This is a genomic window from Paenibacillus sp. BIC5C1 (assembly GCF_032399705.1).
GTDB lineage: Bacteria > Bacillota > Bacilli > Paenibacillales > Paenibacillaceae > Paenibacillus > Paenibacillus taichungensis_A.
The window spans coordinates 6,569,328-6,584,725 of record NZ_CP135922.1; the positions used below are offsets into that span (position 1 = coordinate 6,569,328).

Annotated in this window: 13 protein-coding genes and 1 riboswitch; of the genes, 9 read left to right on the forward strand and 4 right to left on the reverse strand. The window is 48.7% G+C overall.

Annotation, left to right across the window (positions count from 1 at the left end):
- Position 1 precedes the first annotated feature (1 nt).
- A riboswitch (cobalamin riboswitch) is annotated at positions 2–202 on the forward strand.
- 220 nt (positions 203–422) lie between these two features.
- Positions 423–2,768, forward strand: a complete 2,346-nt coding sequence (metE, locus tag RS891_RS29435) for a 5-methyltetrahydropteroyltriglutamate--homocysteine S-methyltransferase (RefSeq protein WP_315793884.1) — start codon at positions 423–425, stop codon at positions 2,766–2,768.
- A gap of 102 nt (positions 2,769–2,870) precedes the next feature.
- Here the strand turns inward: metE and RS891_RS29440 are convergent, their stop codons facing one another.
- Entirely contained in the window at positions 2,871–5,690 is a 2,820-nt protein-coding gene (locus RS891_RS29440) for a glycoside hydrolase family 3 C-terminal domain-containing protein (RefSeq protein WP_315793885.1), read from the reverse strand.
- Positions 5,691–6,096: 406 nt separating this feature from the next.
- Between RS891_RS29440 and RS891_RS29445 the strand changes: the two genes are divergently transcribed.
- The 5 genes from RS891_RS29445 (at position 6,097) to RS891_RS29465 (ending at position 10,495) form a co-directional block, all read left to right on the forward strand.
- Complete coding sequence (locus RS891_RS29445; RefSeq protein ID WP_315796483.1) at positions 6,097–7,611, forward strand: FAD-dependent oxidoreductase; 1,515 nt, start codon at positions 6,097–6,099, stop codon at positions 7,609–7,611.
- A gap of 272 nt (positions 7,612–7,883) precedes the next feature.
- Positions 7,884–8,213, forward strand: a complete 330-nt coding sequence (locus RS891_RS29450) for a PadR family transcriptional regulator (protein WP_113052997.1) — start codon at positions 7,884–7,886, stop codon at positions 8,211–8,213.
- Complete coding sequence (locus tag RS891_RS29455) at positions 8,206–8,796, forward strand: HAAS signaling domain-containing protein (protein ID WP_113052998.1); 591 nt, start codon at positions 8,206–8,208, stop codon at positions 8,794–8,796. Before RS891_RS29450 ends, RS891_RS29455 begins: the two co-directional genes overlap by 8 nt.
- A 2-nt stretch (positions 8,797–8,798) precedes the next feature.
- Positions 8,799–9,701 (forward strand): DUF4097 family beta strand repeat-containing protein, encoded by a 903-nt coding sequence (locus RS891_RS29460; RefSeq protein ID WP_315793886.1) that lies wholly within the window; start codon positions 8,799–8,801, stop codon positions 9,699–9,701.
- Between the two features lie 74 nt (positions 9,702–9,775).
- On the forward strand, positions 9,776–10,495 hold the full coding sequence (locus RS891_RS29465; RefSeq protein ID WP_064641804.1) for a 3-ketoacyl-ACP reductase: 720 nt from the start codon (positions 9,776–9,778) through the stop codon (positions 10,493–10,495).
- A gap of 221 nt (positions 10,496–10,716) precedes the next feature.
- Here the strand turns inward: RS891_RS29465 and RS891_RS29470 are convergent, their stop codons facing one another.
- A complete protein-coding gene (locus tag RS891_RS29470) occupies positions 10,717–11,265 on the reverse strand; it encodes a helix-turn-helix domain-containing protein (protein WP_064641803.1) in 549 nt (182 codons plus the stop codon).
- 59 nt (positions 11,266–11,324) lie between these two features.
- Complete coding sequence (locus RS891_RS29475) at positions 11,325–11,690, reverse strand: glyoxalase superfamily protein (RefSeq protein ID WP_315793887.1); 366 nt, start codon at positions 11,688–11,690, stop codon at positions 11,325–11,327.
- Positions 11,691–11,914: 224 nt separating this feature from the next.
- Between RS891_RS29475 and RS891_RS29480 the strand changes: the two genes are divergently transcribed.
- From RS891_RS29480 to RS891_RS29490, 3 genes are all read left to right on the forward strand, one after another.
- Positions 11,915–12,589, forward strand: coding sequence for an alpha/beta hydrolase (locus tag RS891_RS29480; RefSeq protein WP_315793888.1), 675 nt, complete (start codon positions 11,915–11,917; stop codon positions 12,587–12,589).
- The gene (locus RS891_RS29485; protein ID WP_315793889.1) at positions 12,589–13,359 is read left to right on the forward strand and encodes a DODA-type extradiol aromatic ring-opening family dioxygenase; all 771 of its coding nucleotides are present in this window, start codon (positions 12,589–12,591) and stop codon (positions 13,357–13,359) included. The genes RS891_RS29480 and RS891_RS29485 overlap by 1 nt, the downstream gene beginning before the upstream one ends.
- 199 nt (positions 13,360–13,558) lie before the next feature.
- Positions 13,559–14,560: a cation diffusion facilitator family transporter gene (locus RS891_RS29490; protein WP_315793890.1), complete on the forward strand. Its 1,002-nt coding sequence runs from the start codon at positions 13,559–13,561 to the stop codon at positions 14,558–14,560.
- A 116-nt stretch (positions 14,561–14,676) separates the two neighbouring features.
- Here RS891_RS29490 and RS891_RS29495 read toward each other — a convergent pair whose 3' ends face one another.
- On the reverse strand, positions 14,677–15,309 hold the full coding sequence (locus RS891_RS29495) for an NAD(P)H-dependent oxidoreductase (protein ID WP_315793891.1): 633 nt from the start codon (positions 15,307–15,309) through the stop codon (positions 14,677–14,679).
- Positions 15,310–15,398 lie beyond the last annotated feature (89 nt).

Here is a 15,398-nt window from a genome sequence, read left to right on the forward strand (position 1 = left end):
ATTTCTGCACACGGAAACAGGTGCCGACCGCGCGACATGCGTGGTCAGGCTTAAAAGGGAAGCACGGTGTAAATCCGTCGCGGTCCCGCCACTGTAAACGGGGAGTCTGTACATAAACAATCCACTGGTATATCCACCGGGAAGGACATGTACAAGACCATGATCCGCAAGCCAGGAGACCTGCCTGTTTCGACAGCATCGCATGACCTACGGAAGATAGGGAGGTGTTAGAGCAGCCGCTACAACTACATATAGCAGGTGTTCTTTCCCATTCTATCTCTGTGCACAGTCGTCATTCATGATGCCTGTTTCTCGGGGTATGGAATCGGAAGGAATGCCTTTTTTTGACGCTTTCAAAAGAAACACACCACAATAGCTTCAACTTGATGAGTGCACTTATTATAAATGAGGAGGAATTTTACATGTCGCAATCACAGCAACAGCAACAAGTACTGACAGGCAACCTCGGTTACCCCCGCATCGGTGCGGGACGCGAATGGAAAAAAGCACTGGAGTCCTTCTGGGCTGGCCGAATCGATGAATCCACGCTTCATCAGGAGCTGACCACGCTTCGGTTGCAAGATCTGAAGAAACAACAGGCACAACAGCTCGATCTGATTCCTGTGGGCGACTTCTCCTACTATGATCATATTCTTGACGTATCCGCGATGTTTGGCGTCGTTCCTGAGCGTTTTAACCATTCAGGCGGACCAGTATCCATTTCTACCTACTTCGCCATGGCCCGGGGTAACGATCAGGCAACAGCCTGTGAGATGACCAAATGGCTTAACACCAACTATCACTACATCGTACCTGAGATTCATAATGATACTGCATTTGCATTGCTTGAAAATAAACCCCTTGCCGCCTATCGCGAAGCGAAGCAGGAGCTTGGGCTGGAAGGTAAACCGGTCGTCGTCGGTCCGTACTCGTATGTACGATTCGCCAAAGGCTATGACGAAGAGCGCTTCGCAGAAATCGTCACACGCCTCGTTCCAGTATATAGCCAGCTTCTGTCTGAGCTTCAAGCAGAAGGTGTACAGTGGGTACAGATCGACGAGCCTGCTCTGACGCTGGCTGTCTCTTCCGAAGATGAAGCCTTGCTGCAACAGGTGTATGCTGCCTTGGCACAAGCTGCACCGGAATTGAAGCTGCTGCTTCAAACGTACTTCGAATCGGTGGAAGCTTATCCGGTCGTGACATCACTGCCTGTTGCCGGAATCGGCCTGGACCTGATCCACGGCTATGAAGGCAACCTGGCCAGCCTGCGGGAGCATGGCTTCCCGCAGGATAAATGGTTGGGCGCCGGTGTCATCGACGGGCGCAACATCTGGCGCGCCGATCTCGCAGAGACGGCGAAGCTGCTGGAGCAGGTGGCTGAATTCGCAGCCGAAGGCAAGCTGATCATTCAGCCTTCCTGCAGCCTGTTGCATGTACCGGTGACTGCCGCTCAGGAGAGCGCGCTTGATCCAGTGCTGCGCAATGCCCTGGCCTTTGCCGACGAGAAGCTGGAGGAAATTGCGACGCTCGGCACGTTGTTGTCCGGCGGTGCGAAGCAGGCGGACCAGGAAGCGGCTTTGGCTGAAGCCAGCCGCCGCGCCCAGGCAAGCACCGAAGCGGTGCGCCTGCTGAGCGAGTCCGAATCACGGACACGCCTGAGTGGTGCGCCTGCAGGGGTACATGCTGATGAGCAGCTGCTTCGCAACGCATCATTCCAGGAGCGACGCGAATTGCAGCAGCAAAAATGGTCGCTCCCGCTGCTGCCAACAACTACCATTGGCAGCTTCCCGCAAACGGCGGACGTGCGCAAAGCACGTGCACTCTTCCGTAAAGGGGAATGGAATGCGGAGCAATATGACGCTTATGTGCGTGAACAGATCCAGGAGTGGATTACCATCCAGGAGGAAATTGGTCTGGATGTGCTGGTACACGGTGAGTTTGAACGTACCGATATGGTCGAGTTTTTCGGTGAAAAGCTGACCGGATTCGCCTTCACCAAAAACGGCTGGGTACAATCCTACGGCTCACGATGCGTGAAGCCACCTGTAATCTACGGAGATGTGCTGTTCAATGAACCGATGACGGTAAAAGAAACGGCATATGCCCAGACACTGACCAGCAAACCGGTGAAAGGCATGCTCACAGGTCCGGTAACAATCCTGAACTGGTCCTTTGTCCGCTCGGATATTCCACGCAGTGAAGTATCCTACCAGATTGCTCGCGCCATTCGCGACGAGGTTGAAGCCCTGGAGCAAGCAGGCATTGAGATGATTCAGGTCGATGAGCCAGCTCTGCGTGAAGGACTTCCACTCAAACGAAGCAAGTGGGATGAGTACCTGCAATGGGCCGTGGAATCCTTCCGTTTGGCTACTGCAACCGTAAAACCAACAACACAGGTGCATACCCACATGTGCTACTGCGAGTTCGATGATATTATTGAAGCCATCAGCGATCTGGATGCAGATGTGATCTCGATCGAGACATCCCGCAGCCATGGGGAACTGGTAGGCAGCTTCGAGCAGAATACGTATGACAAAGGCATCGGACTCGGTGTATACGATATCCACAGTCCTCGTGTTCCAGGCAAGGACGAGATGTTGAATATGATTGAGCGTGCACTTCAAGTGCTGCCAGCAGATCTGTTCTGGGTAAACCCTGACTGCGGGCTGAAAACACGTGGTAAAGCTGAAGTCGTAGATGCATTGAGCATCATGGTGGATGCTGCTCGTACGGCAAGAGAACGGGTAACCGCTGATTCCTCAATCTAAACGAAGCTTGTGAATGCAAACAAAAGCCTCCGAAATTCTTCGGAGGCTTTTGTCATTTACCATCATCCTATTTGTTTATCTCGCAAGGTCTTTTTATCCGGCTTAATGAATCTCGAAATGGCTAACACGTACTCCTGCGGACAACACGAGGTATACATCCTGTTGACCTGATACACCTTGCAGGTCTGCCTTAACCGTGGACCACTGCTGGGCCTCGCCCTGTGTCAGTTCCATGCGTCCTGCCAGTGTACCGTCAGGTGCGCCCAGTCGAACTTCCAATACCGCATCTGCCTGCTCTGATGATACACGAGCTTCAAACGCTGCTGCACCGCTGCCCAGATCTGCATCCTTGAAGGCAATCCAGCCTTGTTCACCAATCACACGGACAGAAGTTCCGCCTTCTTTGCTCTCATCCAGCTCCACACCGAAGTATGCATCATAATTCTCGGCCCGAGTAGCCACACCCAGATTACGTGCAGGAATAGTCTCCCCTTGTACTGTCAGGTCAGCAACAAGCTGAACATCGGCAGAAGATTTACCCACCATAATGGAGTAGGTGCCGCTTTCGACCACATAACGATCACGGGTTACATCCCAGATCGCCAGTTCCTGAACTGGCAATGTAAAGCTGACTTTTACTGTAGCTCCAGCTTCAATATGCAGACGACGGAACCCTTTTAACGTTTTGAGCGGACGTTTCACACGGGACTGTCCGGCACGCACATACAACTGCACAACCTCATCACTGGCGATCGTTCCTGTATTTGTCACGTCCACATGCACAGTAATGGTCTCTTCGACTCCAGCCTGAGCTGGACTGAGCTCCAAATTACTGTATTTAAACGATGCATACGTTAATCCATGTCCGAATGGATATAGTACGTCACCTTCAAAGTACTGATACGTACGTCCGGATTGAATGATATCGTAGTCTCTGATATCGGTCAGCTGATCTGCCGATTGTACCCACGTCATATTCAGGCGGCCTGCTGGCGCATAATCGCCATACAATACGTCAGCGACAGCATTCCCTAGCTCTTGTCCCGCATGGGATGTATACAATACAGCCGGAATGTTCTCCTGCACCCAGTTGGACGTGAACGGGTAACTTCCCACGATAACTACAACAGTATTTGGATTCGCTGCATAAACGGCTTCAACCAGACGCTGCTGGGATTCAGCCAGGTCCAGACTTGGGCGGTCGATCTCTTCTTTACCATTCACAAGTGGATTGTTGCCGACAAATACAACCGCCGTCTCCGCTTCCTTCGCGGCCGCTACAGCTTCCTCCAATCCATTCACCACAATATCCTTCTTGAATGTTTCCGTAACACCGAAAGATTTCAACTCTTCGGTTACCGCAAACGCATCGTTTCCGCCATTGGGTGCCGCTACGGTTTTTCCGTTCCAAGTCTTCAGCCCCACGCTTCCGTCCTGTTGTGGCAATAGATTGAATACTTCCTTCACAAACCAGCCATATACTTCATCCGCCGATGCCGTAACCGTTTCTTCATCCGTCGTCAGGTATTTCCCATTACTGTCTGCCTTCAGCGTGTAACTGCCAAAGCCCCAGTCACTCAGTGTAAATGTCTCTGCATTTCCCGAAGCAATGATGGATGATTTCTCATCTTCAGCCAATCCGACAGCCTTGCCGCTTGCCACTGAAGTCAATGTAATGCGGTCATTGCCATCCTTGAATGCAACCTTGTCGTCGCCTACTTTGCCGCTGATCGCTTCAAGCGGGGATACGCTATATGGCATGGTGCCTGCATACCAGTCACGATAGACTGTTCCGCCCAGTTGACCAATCACAGCCACTTTGCCGGATTTTGTTTTATCCAGTGGAAGCGTGCCTTGATCATTTTTGAGCAGTACAACTTGCTCTCTCGCTGCTCTCAATGACAGGGCCTTCGCCTTCTCCGTCATCATGGCTTCTTCACCAATCGAAGCATATGGATTGCCCTCAGCTGGATCGAATTCACCCAGACGGAAACGCACACGGAACGTATTGAACAACGCCAGATCAATGTCTTCCATTGTGAGTATGCCTTGCTCTAATCCTTCACGCAGCGCCTGCTTCGACAGATCCGCATCATCGGTAATACTGTCAATACCAGCTTTGACGGACTCTACTGTACCTGGTGTGTGCGAATCATAGTATTTATGATCGTTCTTGATCCCCATGACATCCCCTGCATCACTGACAATGAAGCCATCCATGCCCCATTCGCCCTTCACAATCTCGTTTACAAACGGATGCAGCAATGCCGGTGTACCATTAATAGAGTTGTACGCGGTCATCATTGACTGTGCACCGCCCTCTTTGAACGGTTTCTCGAACGCCTTCAGATAATATTCACGCATGTTGCGCGGATCAATGCTCGATGAACCACTGCCACGGTCCACTTCATTATTGTTTGCAAGGAAATGCTTCAGCGTGGCAACCGCCTTGTAATACTTCGGATGGTCGCCCTGAATTCCCTTAACCAAGGCCGTTGTCAGCTCAGCAGTCAGTTCCGGGTCTTCACCATAAGCCTCTTCGTTCCGACCCCAACGTGGATCACGCTCCATATCAACCGTAGGCGCCCACAGCGTCAGACCGTTTACTGCCGGATTGCGTTTGTAAAATACACGTGCCTCATCCCCGATCACGGAGCCGATCTCTTTCATCAGATCCGCATCCCATGTGCATGCTAGCCCTACCGGCTGCGGGAAGGAAGTCGCTTCGCCAAGCCAGGCTAGGCCATGGGCTGCTTCTGTGCCATGTTTGTATGCTGCGATACCTAGGCGTTCTACTGCGGGTTGGTATTGCAGCATCGATTCGATTTTCTCATCTTCCGACAGACGGGAGACGAGGTCCTTTACACGTGTATCTAGTTCGAGCGTTGTATCCTGGAAAGGATATTTCGTTTGGTTGGTCATGATATGGAATCTCCTTTGGTAATTCATTGATTTATTTAGAATGATAGCGGATACATAATCCCTAAATTAATACGATGCAATCTTGATGTATTTGACCACGCAATTCGAAGATTTAACCTTTTAGAACAAGCACTTCACGATCTATCGTTAACTCTTCTTTTCATTTACTAAAACGGTTTCGATAAATCTATCATATAGCATGTTTAGCAAAAAAAACAGGGGTGCCTCACAGGAAAATGTGAACTTTCCTCAGGAAAGTATGCGGACAATCGTTTTATTCTGGCACAGTATGGTAATCATGGATAGGAGTATAGATTTGACGTACTTATTGAGCTAGGCATAGTCCTTAAGAAGAATATTGAAGGAGGAAAATGGAGTGAGTGAACATGAGCAGCCCCCCACAGGTATGCCTTCCATTCCGGAGTCTCTGTGGAGAGCAACAAACACATTCAATGAATATCCGAAACTGATAGAAGATACAACCGCCGATGTAGCCATTATTGGTGCAGGAATTGCAGGCATTACAACAGCCTACTTGCTGGCCCAGAAGGGCATGCGTGTGGTTGTGCTTGAAGCAGGAAAAGTGCTGGATGGCACAACAGGCCACACAACAGCCAAGGTATCGGCACAGCATGGCGTGATATTTGATGAATTGCTTCATCATTTTGGAGAAGAACAGGCCCGCATGTATTATGAAGGCAATGCAACAGCTGCCAAGTGGATGCGCGATCTGGTAAAAGATAAACAGATTGATTGCCAGTGGGCTGAGGAAGATGCCTATGTCTACATTCAATCCGAGGAAAATCTCAAGAAGCTGGAGATTGAGCTGACAGCCTATGGCAAGCTGAATATTCCTGGTCAATGGGTTGATCCCCTTCCCATCCCTGTTCCGTCCAGGGCAGGGATTAAGATGCCGGGACAGGCTCGCTTTGACCCGCTCAGTTACTTACATTACTTACTGGAATCCGCAGTCAAGCAAGGTGTACGCATTTACGAACATACAACAGTTACCGATGTAGAGGAGGATGCCTCGCTACATGTGCGGACATATGAGAATGGTCCATCCGTTACAGCCGAACATGTCGTTGTTGCCTCCCATTTTCCGGTCTATGATCCCGGATTTTATTTTTCACGGCTGCACGCTGAACGTTCCTACGCTGTTGTTGTTGAACCTCAGAAACCTTTCACCGGTGGCATGTATATCTCAGACGATGAACCCTATCGATCCCTGCGTACTGTCATTCATAAAGGGAAGGAACACATCCTCTTTGGAGGGGAAAATCACAAAACCGGACAGGGCATCTGCACAGTCGGTCATTATGAAAATTTGGAGCGTTATGCAGCCGATACATTCGGCATTCGCAACATCCCTTTCCGCTGGTCAGCTCAGGATCTGATCTCCATCGATAAAGTCCCTTACATTGGTCCAATTACTGGACGACATGAACGAGTCTATGTGGCTACCGGCTTTGCCAAATGGGGTATGACCACAGGAACGATGGCTGGGCATATCCTTACGGACCGGATTACCGGACGCGACAACGCTTACGCTGCTGTATTCGATCCTGCAAGATTCAAGGTAGACCCAGGTGTGAAAAACTTCCTTGTAGAGAATGTCAATGTAGCCGCGGAACTGATCTCTGGCAAAGTTGGCATTATACACAAGAACACGGGAGAACTCGGCAACGATGAAGGGGCTGTCGTTCGCCATGACGGCAAACGTGCCGGCGCCTACAAGGACCCGACTGGCAAACTTTTTCTCGTGGATACGACCTGCACCCATTTGGGATGTGAAGTGGAATGGAATGCTGGGGAACGCTCCTGGGATTGCCCATGCCATGGCTCACGCTTCAATTACACTGGAAAAGTCATTGAAGGCCCTGCCGTTAAAGACCTTACAGTATTGGATGCACATAAATAACTTAAGCTGATACCCCATCGTTGTAGCCTTCATCCCATAGACCCGGATCGGAATCCGTCTTCAGACGGAAGTAACCGATTCGGGTTTTGCGTATGCTGATCTATAGATAAATTAGCGAGAAAACGAAGTTAGTCCAACTTAGCGGCACATCGTGATATGGAACTATTTTAAAATCACTACCTTGCATTAAACAGTACCGGATGCTATGATGAACTCACGACTACTGAACAATACACACTAGTGATTGGATAGAGCAACAAGGAGGAACCCAAGTGAATGTTAATATTCAATTTAAAAAAGGGGTGCTGGAACTATGCGTCCTCGTGCTGATCAACCGCCAGGATCGTTACGGCTACGAACTCGCTCAGGCTGTATCCCAGCATATTGAGGTGGCGGAAGGTGCGCTGTATCCCCTTTTGCGGAGATTGGTCAATGACGGCTATTGTACGACTTACCTGCAGGAATCCAGTGAAGGCCCTCCACGTAAGTACTACAAACTGTCTGATACCGGCCGTGATTATATGAAGACTCTCACGAATGAATGGAATAGTTTTGTGCGCAGTGTCGCAAATCTTATAGAGGAAGGTACCCCAAATGAATAGACAACAATTCATGCAGGCAATGGAGATTCATCTAAGACCGATGGACCCGCTGGAACGGGCCGAATTGCTCGCTGATTATGAACAGCATTTTGAGATGGGATTAAGAGAAGGAAGACCGGAAGAAGAGATTGCACGGGAATTGGGGCATCCGATCGAGATTGCCAAAGAAGCGTTAGGTGACAGGTATGATGCACATACGCCCGGATCTGATCCGTTTTATGCGCCAACATTCGAAGAAATGCGTTCACAGCAAAAGAAGGGAAATCGAGCTGCACGCAACTTCTTCACGGCAATCGGACTTTTTTTCCTAAACATCATATTGGCCATTCCGCTAGGATTGACTCTGTGGTCGGTATGGCTAACCATTGCCAGTTTGTCGCTGCTGGTATTAGCCCCGGTTGCTGCTGCTGTGGATTTCTTATATCTCGGCCATTTCGAGTATTCTGAATTGTTCGTGTCGATTGGAGTATTCGGTGTAGGCATTCTATTCGCCATTGCGACAAAATCGGTGTTTAAAGCCTTTAAGTCAATCACTCTTCAGTATATAAGATGGAATCAAAAGACGATGAAAGGGGATGTCTAATCATGAGCACCAAAAAATGGATCGCTTTAGCCATACTATGTATCGGCATCGGTTTGCTCGGAACCTCCATTTACGGAGTTCAGTTCGGAGACAAAAGAGAACCCTACTCCAAACGTTGGGAATTTAAAAATGATGAGCTGCACAATATCATGATGAATGCCAACTTAAGCGCAGATATTGAGTTTGTTGTCAGTCCGGATTCCAATGGCTACATTGAAGTCGACGGAAAGTGGGACCCAGCCGTAATTAAAGGTTTTGAACAGGCCTCGATCACGGAAGGAACCTTTACGCTAAACCAGGAAGAGCGTTTGCGTTTGCAATTTTTCACCCTTTATTGGAATAATCAGCAGCAAACGATTACGGTTGCGCTCCCTGAAGGACATCAGCTGGATGAAGTTAACATCGTCTCTTCTTCCAGTGATCTGGATCTGAAGGGTCTGCATGCCAATACCTTGGACCTTAACAACACGTCTGGAAGCATTCACCTTCAGGACATTACCGTACCAACCATTCAACTCGATCTGACTTCAGGAGACATCAAAGCCGCGGCAATTGCGGGAGATATGGAAGTCAAACAAACTTCCGGCAGTTTCACGCTAAATGGCATTAATGGCGATGTGACCCGAAATGTACAGTCGGGAGATACCAAAATTACACAATTGAACGGTGCAGCAAATGTTAAGTTCACTTCCGGCAGCGTAAAGATCGAGCAAGAAGTCTCCGGTTCAATTGATGTATCGGGACAGTCTGGAGATATTTCCATACAGGCGGCACCTGATTTTGACGGCATTTACGATGCACAGGCCACATCTGGTGATGTGAATATACCTGATTCACCCATGGTAAGCCGCGAAGTCATCAAAGCTCGCACTACTTCAGGCAGTATCAAAATCAAACAATCATGATGAAGCAAATATTCGAACTGTGGGTAATATAGTATAATTAAATGCTAGTCCAATTCTAAGGAGGAGTTACCCACATGGAACTTAAAAATAAAACGGCTGTCATCACTGGCGCCGGTAAAGGTATTGGCCGTGCCATTGCTGAAGCACTTGCCAAGGAAGGTGTACATCTCGGACTGATCGCTCGGACGGCCTCCGATCTGGAGGCTCTCCAGCAGTCGCTGAGCCAGGAATATGGTGTAAAAGTAACCAGTGCCATTGCGGATATTTCCGATCGCACTCAGGCTGAAGCAGCCGTAGCTGCGATTGAGATGGAACTTGGTGCAGTCGACATTCTGATCAACAATGCAGGCATTGCAAGCTTCGGCACACTGCTGGACATGGACCCGGAAGAGTGGGAACGTATCCTGCATGTTAATGTGATGGGTACATACTACGTAACTCGTGCTGTACTGCCAAGCATGATTAAGGAAAGCAGCGGCAGCATTATCAACATCGCCTCCACCGCAGGCGAGCGTGGATTTGCTACCGGCTCAGCTTACTGCGCTTCCAAATTCGCGCTGCTCGGCATGACCGAATCCCTGATGCAGGAAGTGCGCAAATCCAACATCCGGGTTACTGCGTTAACACCAAGTACAGTGAACACGGAGCTGGCAACCAATGCTGGACTCAAAATTGGAGACGAAGACCGCATGATGCAAGCGGAAGACGTAGCTGAACTGGCTTTGGCGACGCTCAAACTGTCGGACCGTGTATTTGTTAAAGCCGCAGGCATCTGGACAACTAATCCACAGTAAGCAGGAGTAGTCAGACCATTTATAAAGAACAATGCATGACGGAAGCAACCATTTCTAATGATGCACTCCGTCGCCATCCGGCCGCCAGAGAAACCTCTAGGCGGCCTTTTACATATTCAGCAGCCGCCGCCATCGTGTCCGAATACGATTCATCACGCGGATTCTCTACCCTTATAATTAATGAAGCGTTACTTTTCCTTCTCCATTCCACTATCCTCTGCTTATGCGTTCCACAAATGGTCCAAATCCAGCTCCTTGGACACGGCGATCAGTACTACCGCGGGTTCCTCCCCAATATTGGTTACTTCGTGGGGAACGATGGCATTCCAGCTGAATGAATCCCCTGCCTCCAGAATCTCTACATCCTCACACTGCTCTGCGCGAATTCGGCCTTGCAGAACCAGATGACTCTCTTCTCCGGCGTGTTTATTAACTCCAGTCGATGCACCTGCTGGCAGCTCCACAATGGACATGCGCATGGCACCCTTGGCCGTTAGATGCTGTACTTTGATCTGCCCACTTCCGGCAGTCGTCTCCTTGCGCTCATCCTTGCGCACCACATTCATCCGCTGCTCCGGTGACAGCAGCAAGTATGGCAGTGGCACTTCCAGATAATCGGCGATACTTTCGAGCGTGGCGATGGACGGTGATGTTTTATTATTTTCCACGTTGCTGATAAACCCCTTGGATAGCCCCGTACCCTCGCACATTTGCATGATGGTGATCTGTTTTTGTTTGCGAATCGTACGAATGGCTAGACCAATATCCATGCTGCAATCATCCTCCTTTGATCTTCTGTATATCCGATTTGAATATTCAATACACAATCTTATCCCACGTTAGGTTCATAAAGAACAATTCGGTTACCAAACGGATCAATCACTGTCAATTCCCTTAGATTCCACGGCGTGTCGGTAATGCCGGGTCTCGAATGCTTGTACTTTTTCCGATTAAGCACCTCGCATAAGGCATCGAGCGCATCCGTTTCTATTCGTAAAGCCGCTCCAGGCGTACAATCGCCATGATGTTCTGATAGGTGTAATTGAATGGAATCCAGAGATACCTGCATATATAGCGGCAGATCTGGCTCAAACCGATGTTCCCAATCCAATCGAAAACCCAGATATTCCAGGTAGAACTCTTTCGCCTTGTCTTCATCAAATATCCTCAAAATGGGCACGGTTCCTTTAAGCATAATGATCACGTTCTTGGGAGTAATATGTGGTTTACTTTGGCGATCCGCCTGCTACATCGTTATAGATCATTATAGATTTCTTATACGGAACATATTTTCATAATACAAAAAAAATATTGACCCTACAATGGAATCATGATAAATTTTGTTCATTAATAAGAAGATTAATTTCATATTAGTGAACTTTATTTTGATTACTCATTTCATATCAGGTGGTGGTTGCATTGAATTATTCATTGACTTACGAGGTTCGGCTTCCTTCCAATTACAATACAGAACAACAATACCCCGTCATTTTTGCCCTGCATGGCATGGGTTCAGATGAACAGGATATGCTTCGTTTACTGGAGCCTCTTCAGTCCGATTTTATTATCGTCGCCGTACGTGGGCCCATTGTTCAGGGTAGCGGCTACGCCTATTTTCAAATAAAAAGCATTGGAAATCCCGTCCGTGAGTTGTTCGACGCCTCTGTTCAGGGACTGCAACAGCTAATGGTTGACCTGTCCGCCCAATATGCCATTGATCCCGCACGGCGTTACATCGCCGGGTTCAGTCAGGGAGCTATTATGGCGATGACGCTCTCGCTAATCATGGGAGATGCAATCAAGGGAATTGTGGCCATGAGTGGTTACATTCCGCAATTTGTGAAGGACGAATACAACATACAGCCCAACTCGGAGTTATCTGTATTTATTTCGCATGGTGATCAGGATCATCTCTTCCCGCTGCAGCTTGGTGAAGATAACGCCAGCTTTTTCCGTGAACAGACCAATAACGTTACGTACATTAGATATCACGGTGGACACCAAGTCACCCCCGACTTATATCAACAATTTCAACAATGGCTTCGGACGGATGCCAAGCTGACTGCCGAAGAACCGAAAGGACTGAATTCATAATGATGCCATCCCTGTTTATCGCTCACGGTGCACCATCACTCGCACTGGAGGAAAATGCATACACTGAGTTTCTGCAAAAACTTGGACAGGAACTGCCGAAGCCCAAAGCGATCGTATTGTTCTCAGCTCACTGGGAATCCACAACTCAGTTGGTTTCTTCAGTAGCCAATTATGAGACCATCTATGATTTTGGCGGCTTCCAGCCCGAGCTGTATCAGATCAAATATCCTGCCCAAGGGCATGAAGAGACAACCGCGGAGATTCAGCGCCTGTTCGCGAATGCTGGTATTCCGGTAGAAAGTGAATCCGTTCGTGGCCTGGACCACGGTGCGTGGGTCGTCCTTCGTCTGCTATATCCAAATGCGGATATTCCGGTGGTTGCATTATCCGTGAATCGATATCTGTCCAATGAACAGCAATATCAGGTAGGCCAAGCGCTGGCTACATTGCGTGAGCAGGACGTTCTTGTGATTGGCAGTGGAGGAACGGTACACAACCTGCGTCAGTTAAACTGGGAAAGCGCAGGCGTTGATCCTTGGGCCATGGCGTTTGACAACTGGCTGCAAGACAAGCTGGTGAGCTGGGATACAGAGTCCCTCTTCGCCTATGACAAGCTGGCACCATCAGCTCAAGCAGCCGTGCCTACGCCAGAGCATTTTGTACCATTGCTGCTCGCCATGGGTGCGGGAGATCAGAACAAGCAGGCATCACTCCTGTTCAAAGCCTATCAGTATGGCAACCTGAGCCTGTCATGCTGGAAATTTGATTGATCCGTTGATATAACACCTTATATAAAAATAACCAGACACTCGTGCGAGCTCGCACGGGTGTTTGTAGTGATATGACCTTTTTTGCATAATGCTGGGAGTTGTAAAGCAAGCTATAATAACATTTAGTGGAAATGACCAAGCTGTAATTAAGGAATACTCTTTCTACACCTATCACATCTTTCTGGGAGGAACATTCGAAGTGGCTGAACAACAAAAGTCTGAGAGCTTAATGTCTCTCGTCAAAAAGGGGAACACATCCTCAGCCGTAGCTATGGCAGGAAATGCCGTACTTGCACTGTGCAAAGGAGGAGCCTTTCTATTCAGTGGCAGTGGCGCCATGTTCGCTTCGGCGATGCACTCTTTGGCCGATGCCATCAACCAAGGGTTTGTCTTTGTCGGGAGTGTGTTGTCTGAGAAAAAACCTACACGCCGCTTTCCGACCGGATTCGGACGGGTCATCAACATTTTCTGTATGATTGCCGTTATCGTTGTTACCATCATGGCGTATGAAACGATACATGAAGGGATTCATCTGTTACTGCATCCGGCTGCTCATTCCGGTGGTATCTGGATTAACATCGGCGTGCTGGTGCTTAACATTGTGATCGATGGAGCCATTTTGATTAAAGCGATGAAAGAAATTCTACACGAAGCACGCGCGCCCAAAGCATCAGGCCTCGCCCTGTTCCCTGCTGCGATCAAAAATGTAGGACGCGCCGCACCGCCAACACGCCTTGTATTTTACGAAGATATTGTAGCGGTACTCGGTGCGACACTCGCACTGATCTCTGTCGTCGTCATTGCACTGACCAATTTTGCATTGCTCGATGGAATCGTGACGACCATTATTGGATGCCTGATGATCGCTGTCGCTTTCCGTGTAGGTTATGACAATATGATCGGACTGATTGGTGTAGCGGCTCCACAGGATGTTGAGGATAAAGTATCCCAGACCATTCTGGCAGACTCTCATGTTGCAGATATCCAGATGATGCGCATTGTTCAGGAAGGTCGTTATTACCACGTAGAGGGTCTAATCGAACTGACCAAAGGCTTGAGCCTTGCCGATGCCGATGATATCAAGTTCCGTATCCAGGAAAAGTTAATGACAGATCCGGACATCGCCGATGCGGCAATATCGATTATCGAAGATGATGGCGTGAACAGCTGGAGCAAGAAGCATTCTGATGTGGTGAAATAAAGGTATGCCCCCTTTTATAAAAGTTAAAAGAAGCCTACTCTTCGCGGAGTGGGCTTCTTCACATAGCAAAGCAACGTGACATAGCTAATATAACTACATGGCTACTAAAGGCTGGGCTAAACTTGTTGGTTGGGATTCTCTGACTGACCAGCATGGGGTTTAGTTCTGGCACTTTGCTTCATGCCCATCTCCATCAATTTATCCAGCCATTTCAGGCGGAACGCCTCAGTGGAGCCTTTGATTGGACTAATCTCGGTTATACGTACCGGGGAGACCCCGCAGAATTTGAGAATATTGGATTTCATGACCCGATGCCCTGCATGTCTGTAAATGAATCGATTGTACCAGCGTGGTGTGTCCATAGTCACAATGATGTGGGCAGACCTTCCTTTCAGCAATTTGTCCCATAGGGGCGAGTCCTCCCGATCTTTCATCGCGAATCCGGGCAAAAATACCCGATCAATAAACCCTTTCAAAATTGCAGGCATCACGCCCCACCACGTCGGATATACAAACACCAGATGGTCCGCCCATCGGATCAATTCCTGAGCTCTCACCAAATCAGGTTCCAATTCCGTCCGCTGCCGGTACCCGTACTGAAGATTCGGATTAAACTGAATATGGCTCAGGTCGATCAGCTCCACAGAACTGCCCGATTGTCGGGCTCCTTTTACATAGGCTTCTGTTAATGCTTTGCAGTAACTTTGCGGATCAGGATGACCGTTAATCACCAGAATATTAGATTTCATACATCTGTTCCTCCTGTATAATAATGTTCATGAAGGCCGAAGAAGCTGGCATATCACAAGCATAGAATGAACGCATACATAAACAAATG

Bases quoted from the DNA above. Each gene is read 5' to 3' on its own strand.
- metE (WP_315793884.1), top strand. From the start codon at position 423: ATGTCGCAATCACAGCAACAGCAACAAGTACTGACAGGCAACCTCGGT.
- RS891_RS29440 (WP_315793885.1), bottom strand. From the start codon at position 5,690: ATGACCAACCAAACGAAATATCCTTTCCAGGATACAACGCTCGAACTA.
- RS891_RS29445 (WP_315796483.1), top strand. From the start codon at position 6,097: ATGCCTTCCATTCCGGAGTCTCTGTGGAGAGCAACAAACACATTCAAT.
- RS891_RS29455 (WP_113052998.1), top strand. From the start codon at position 8,206: ATGAATAGACAACAATTCATGCAGGCAATGGAGATTCATCTAAGACCG.
- RS891_RS29460 (WP_315793886.1), top strand. From the start codon at position 8,799: ATGAGCACCAAAAAATGGATCGCTTTAGCCATACTATGTATCGGCATC.
- RS891_RS29465 (WP_064641804.1), top strand. From the start codon at position 9,776: ATGGAACTTAAAAATAAAACGGCTGTCATCACTGGCGCCGGTAAAGGT.
- RS891_RS29470 (WP_064641803.1), bottom strand. From the start codon at position 11,265: ATGGATATTGGTCTAGCCATTCGTACGATTCGCAAACAAAAACAGATC.
- RS891_RS29475 (WP_315793887.1), bottom strand. From the start codon at position 11,690: ATGCTTAAAGGAACCGTGCCCATTTTGAGGATATTTGATGAAGACAAG.
- RS891_RS29485 (WP_315793889.1), top strand. From the start codon at position 12,589: ATGATGCCATCCCTGTTTATCGCTCACGGTGCACCATCACTCGCACTG.
- RS891_RS29495 (WP_315793891.1), bottom strand. From the start codon at position 15,309: ATGAAATCTAATATTCTGGTGATTAACGGTCATCCTGATCCGCAAAGT.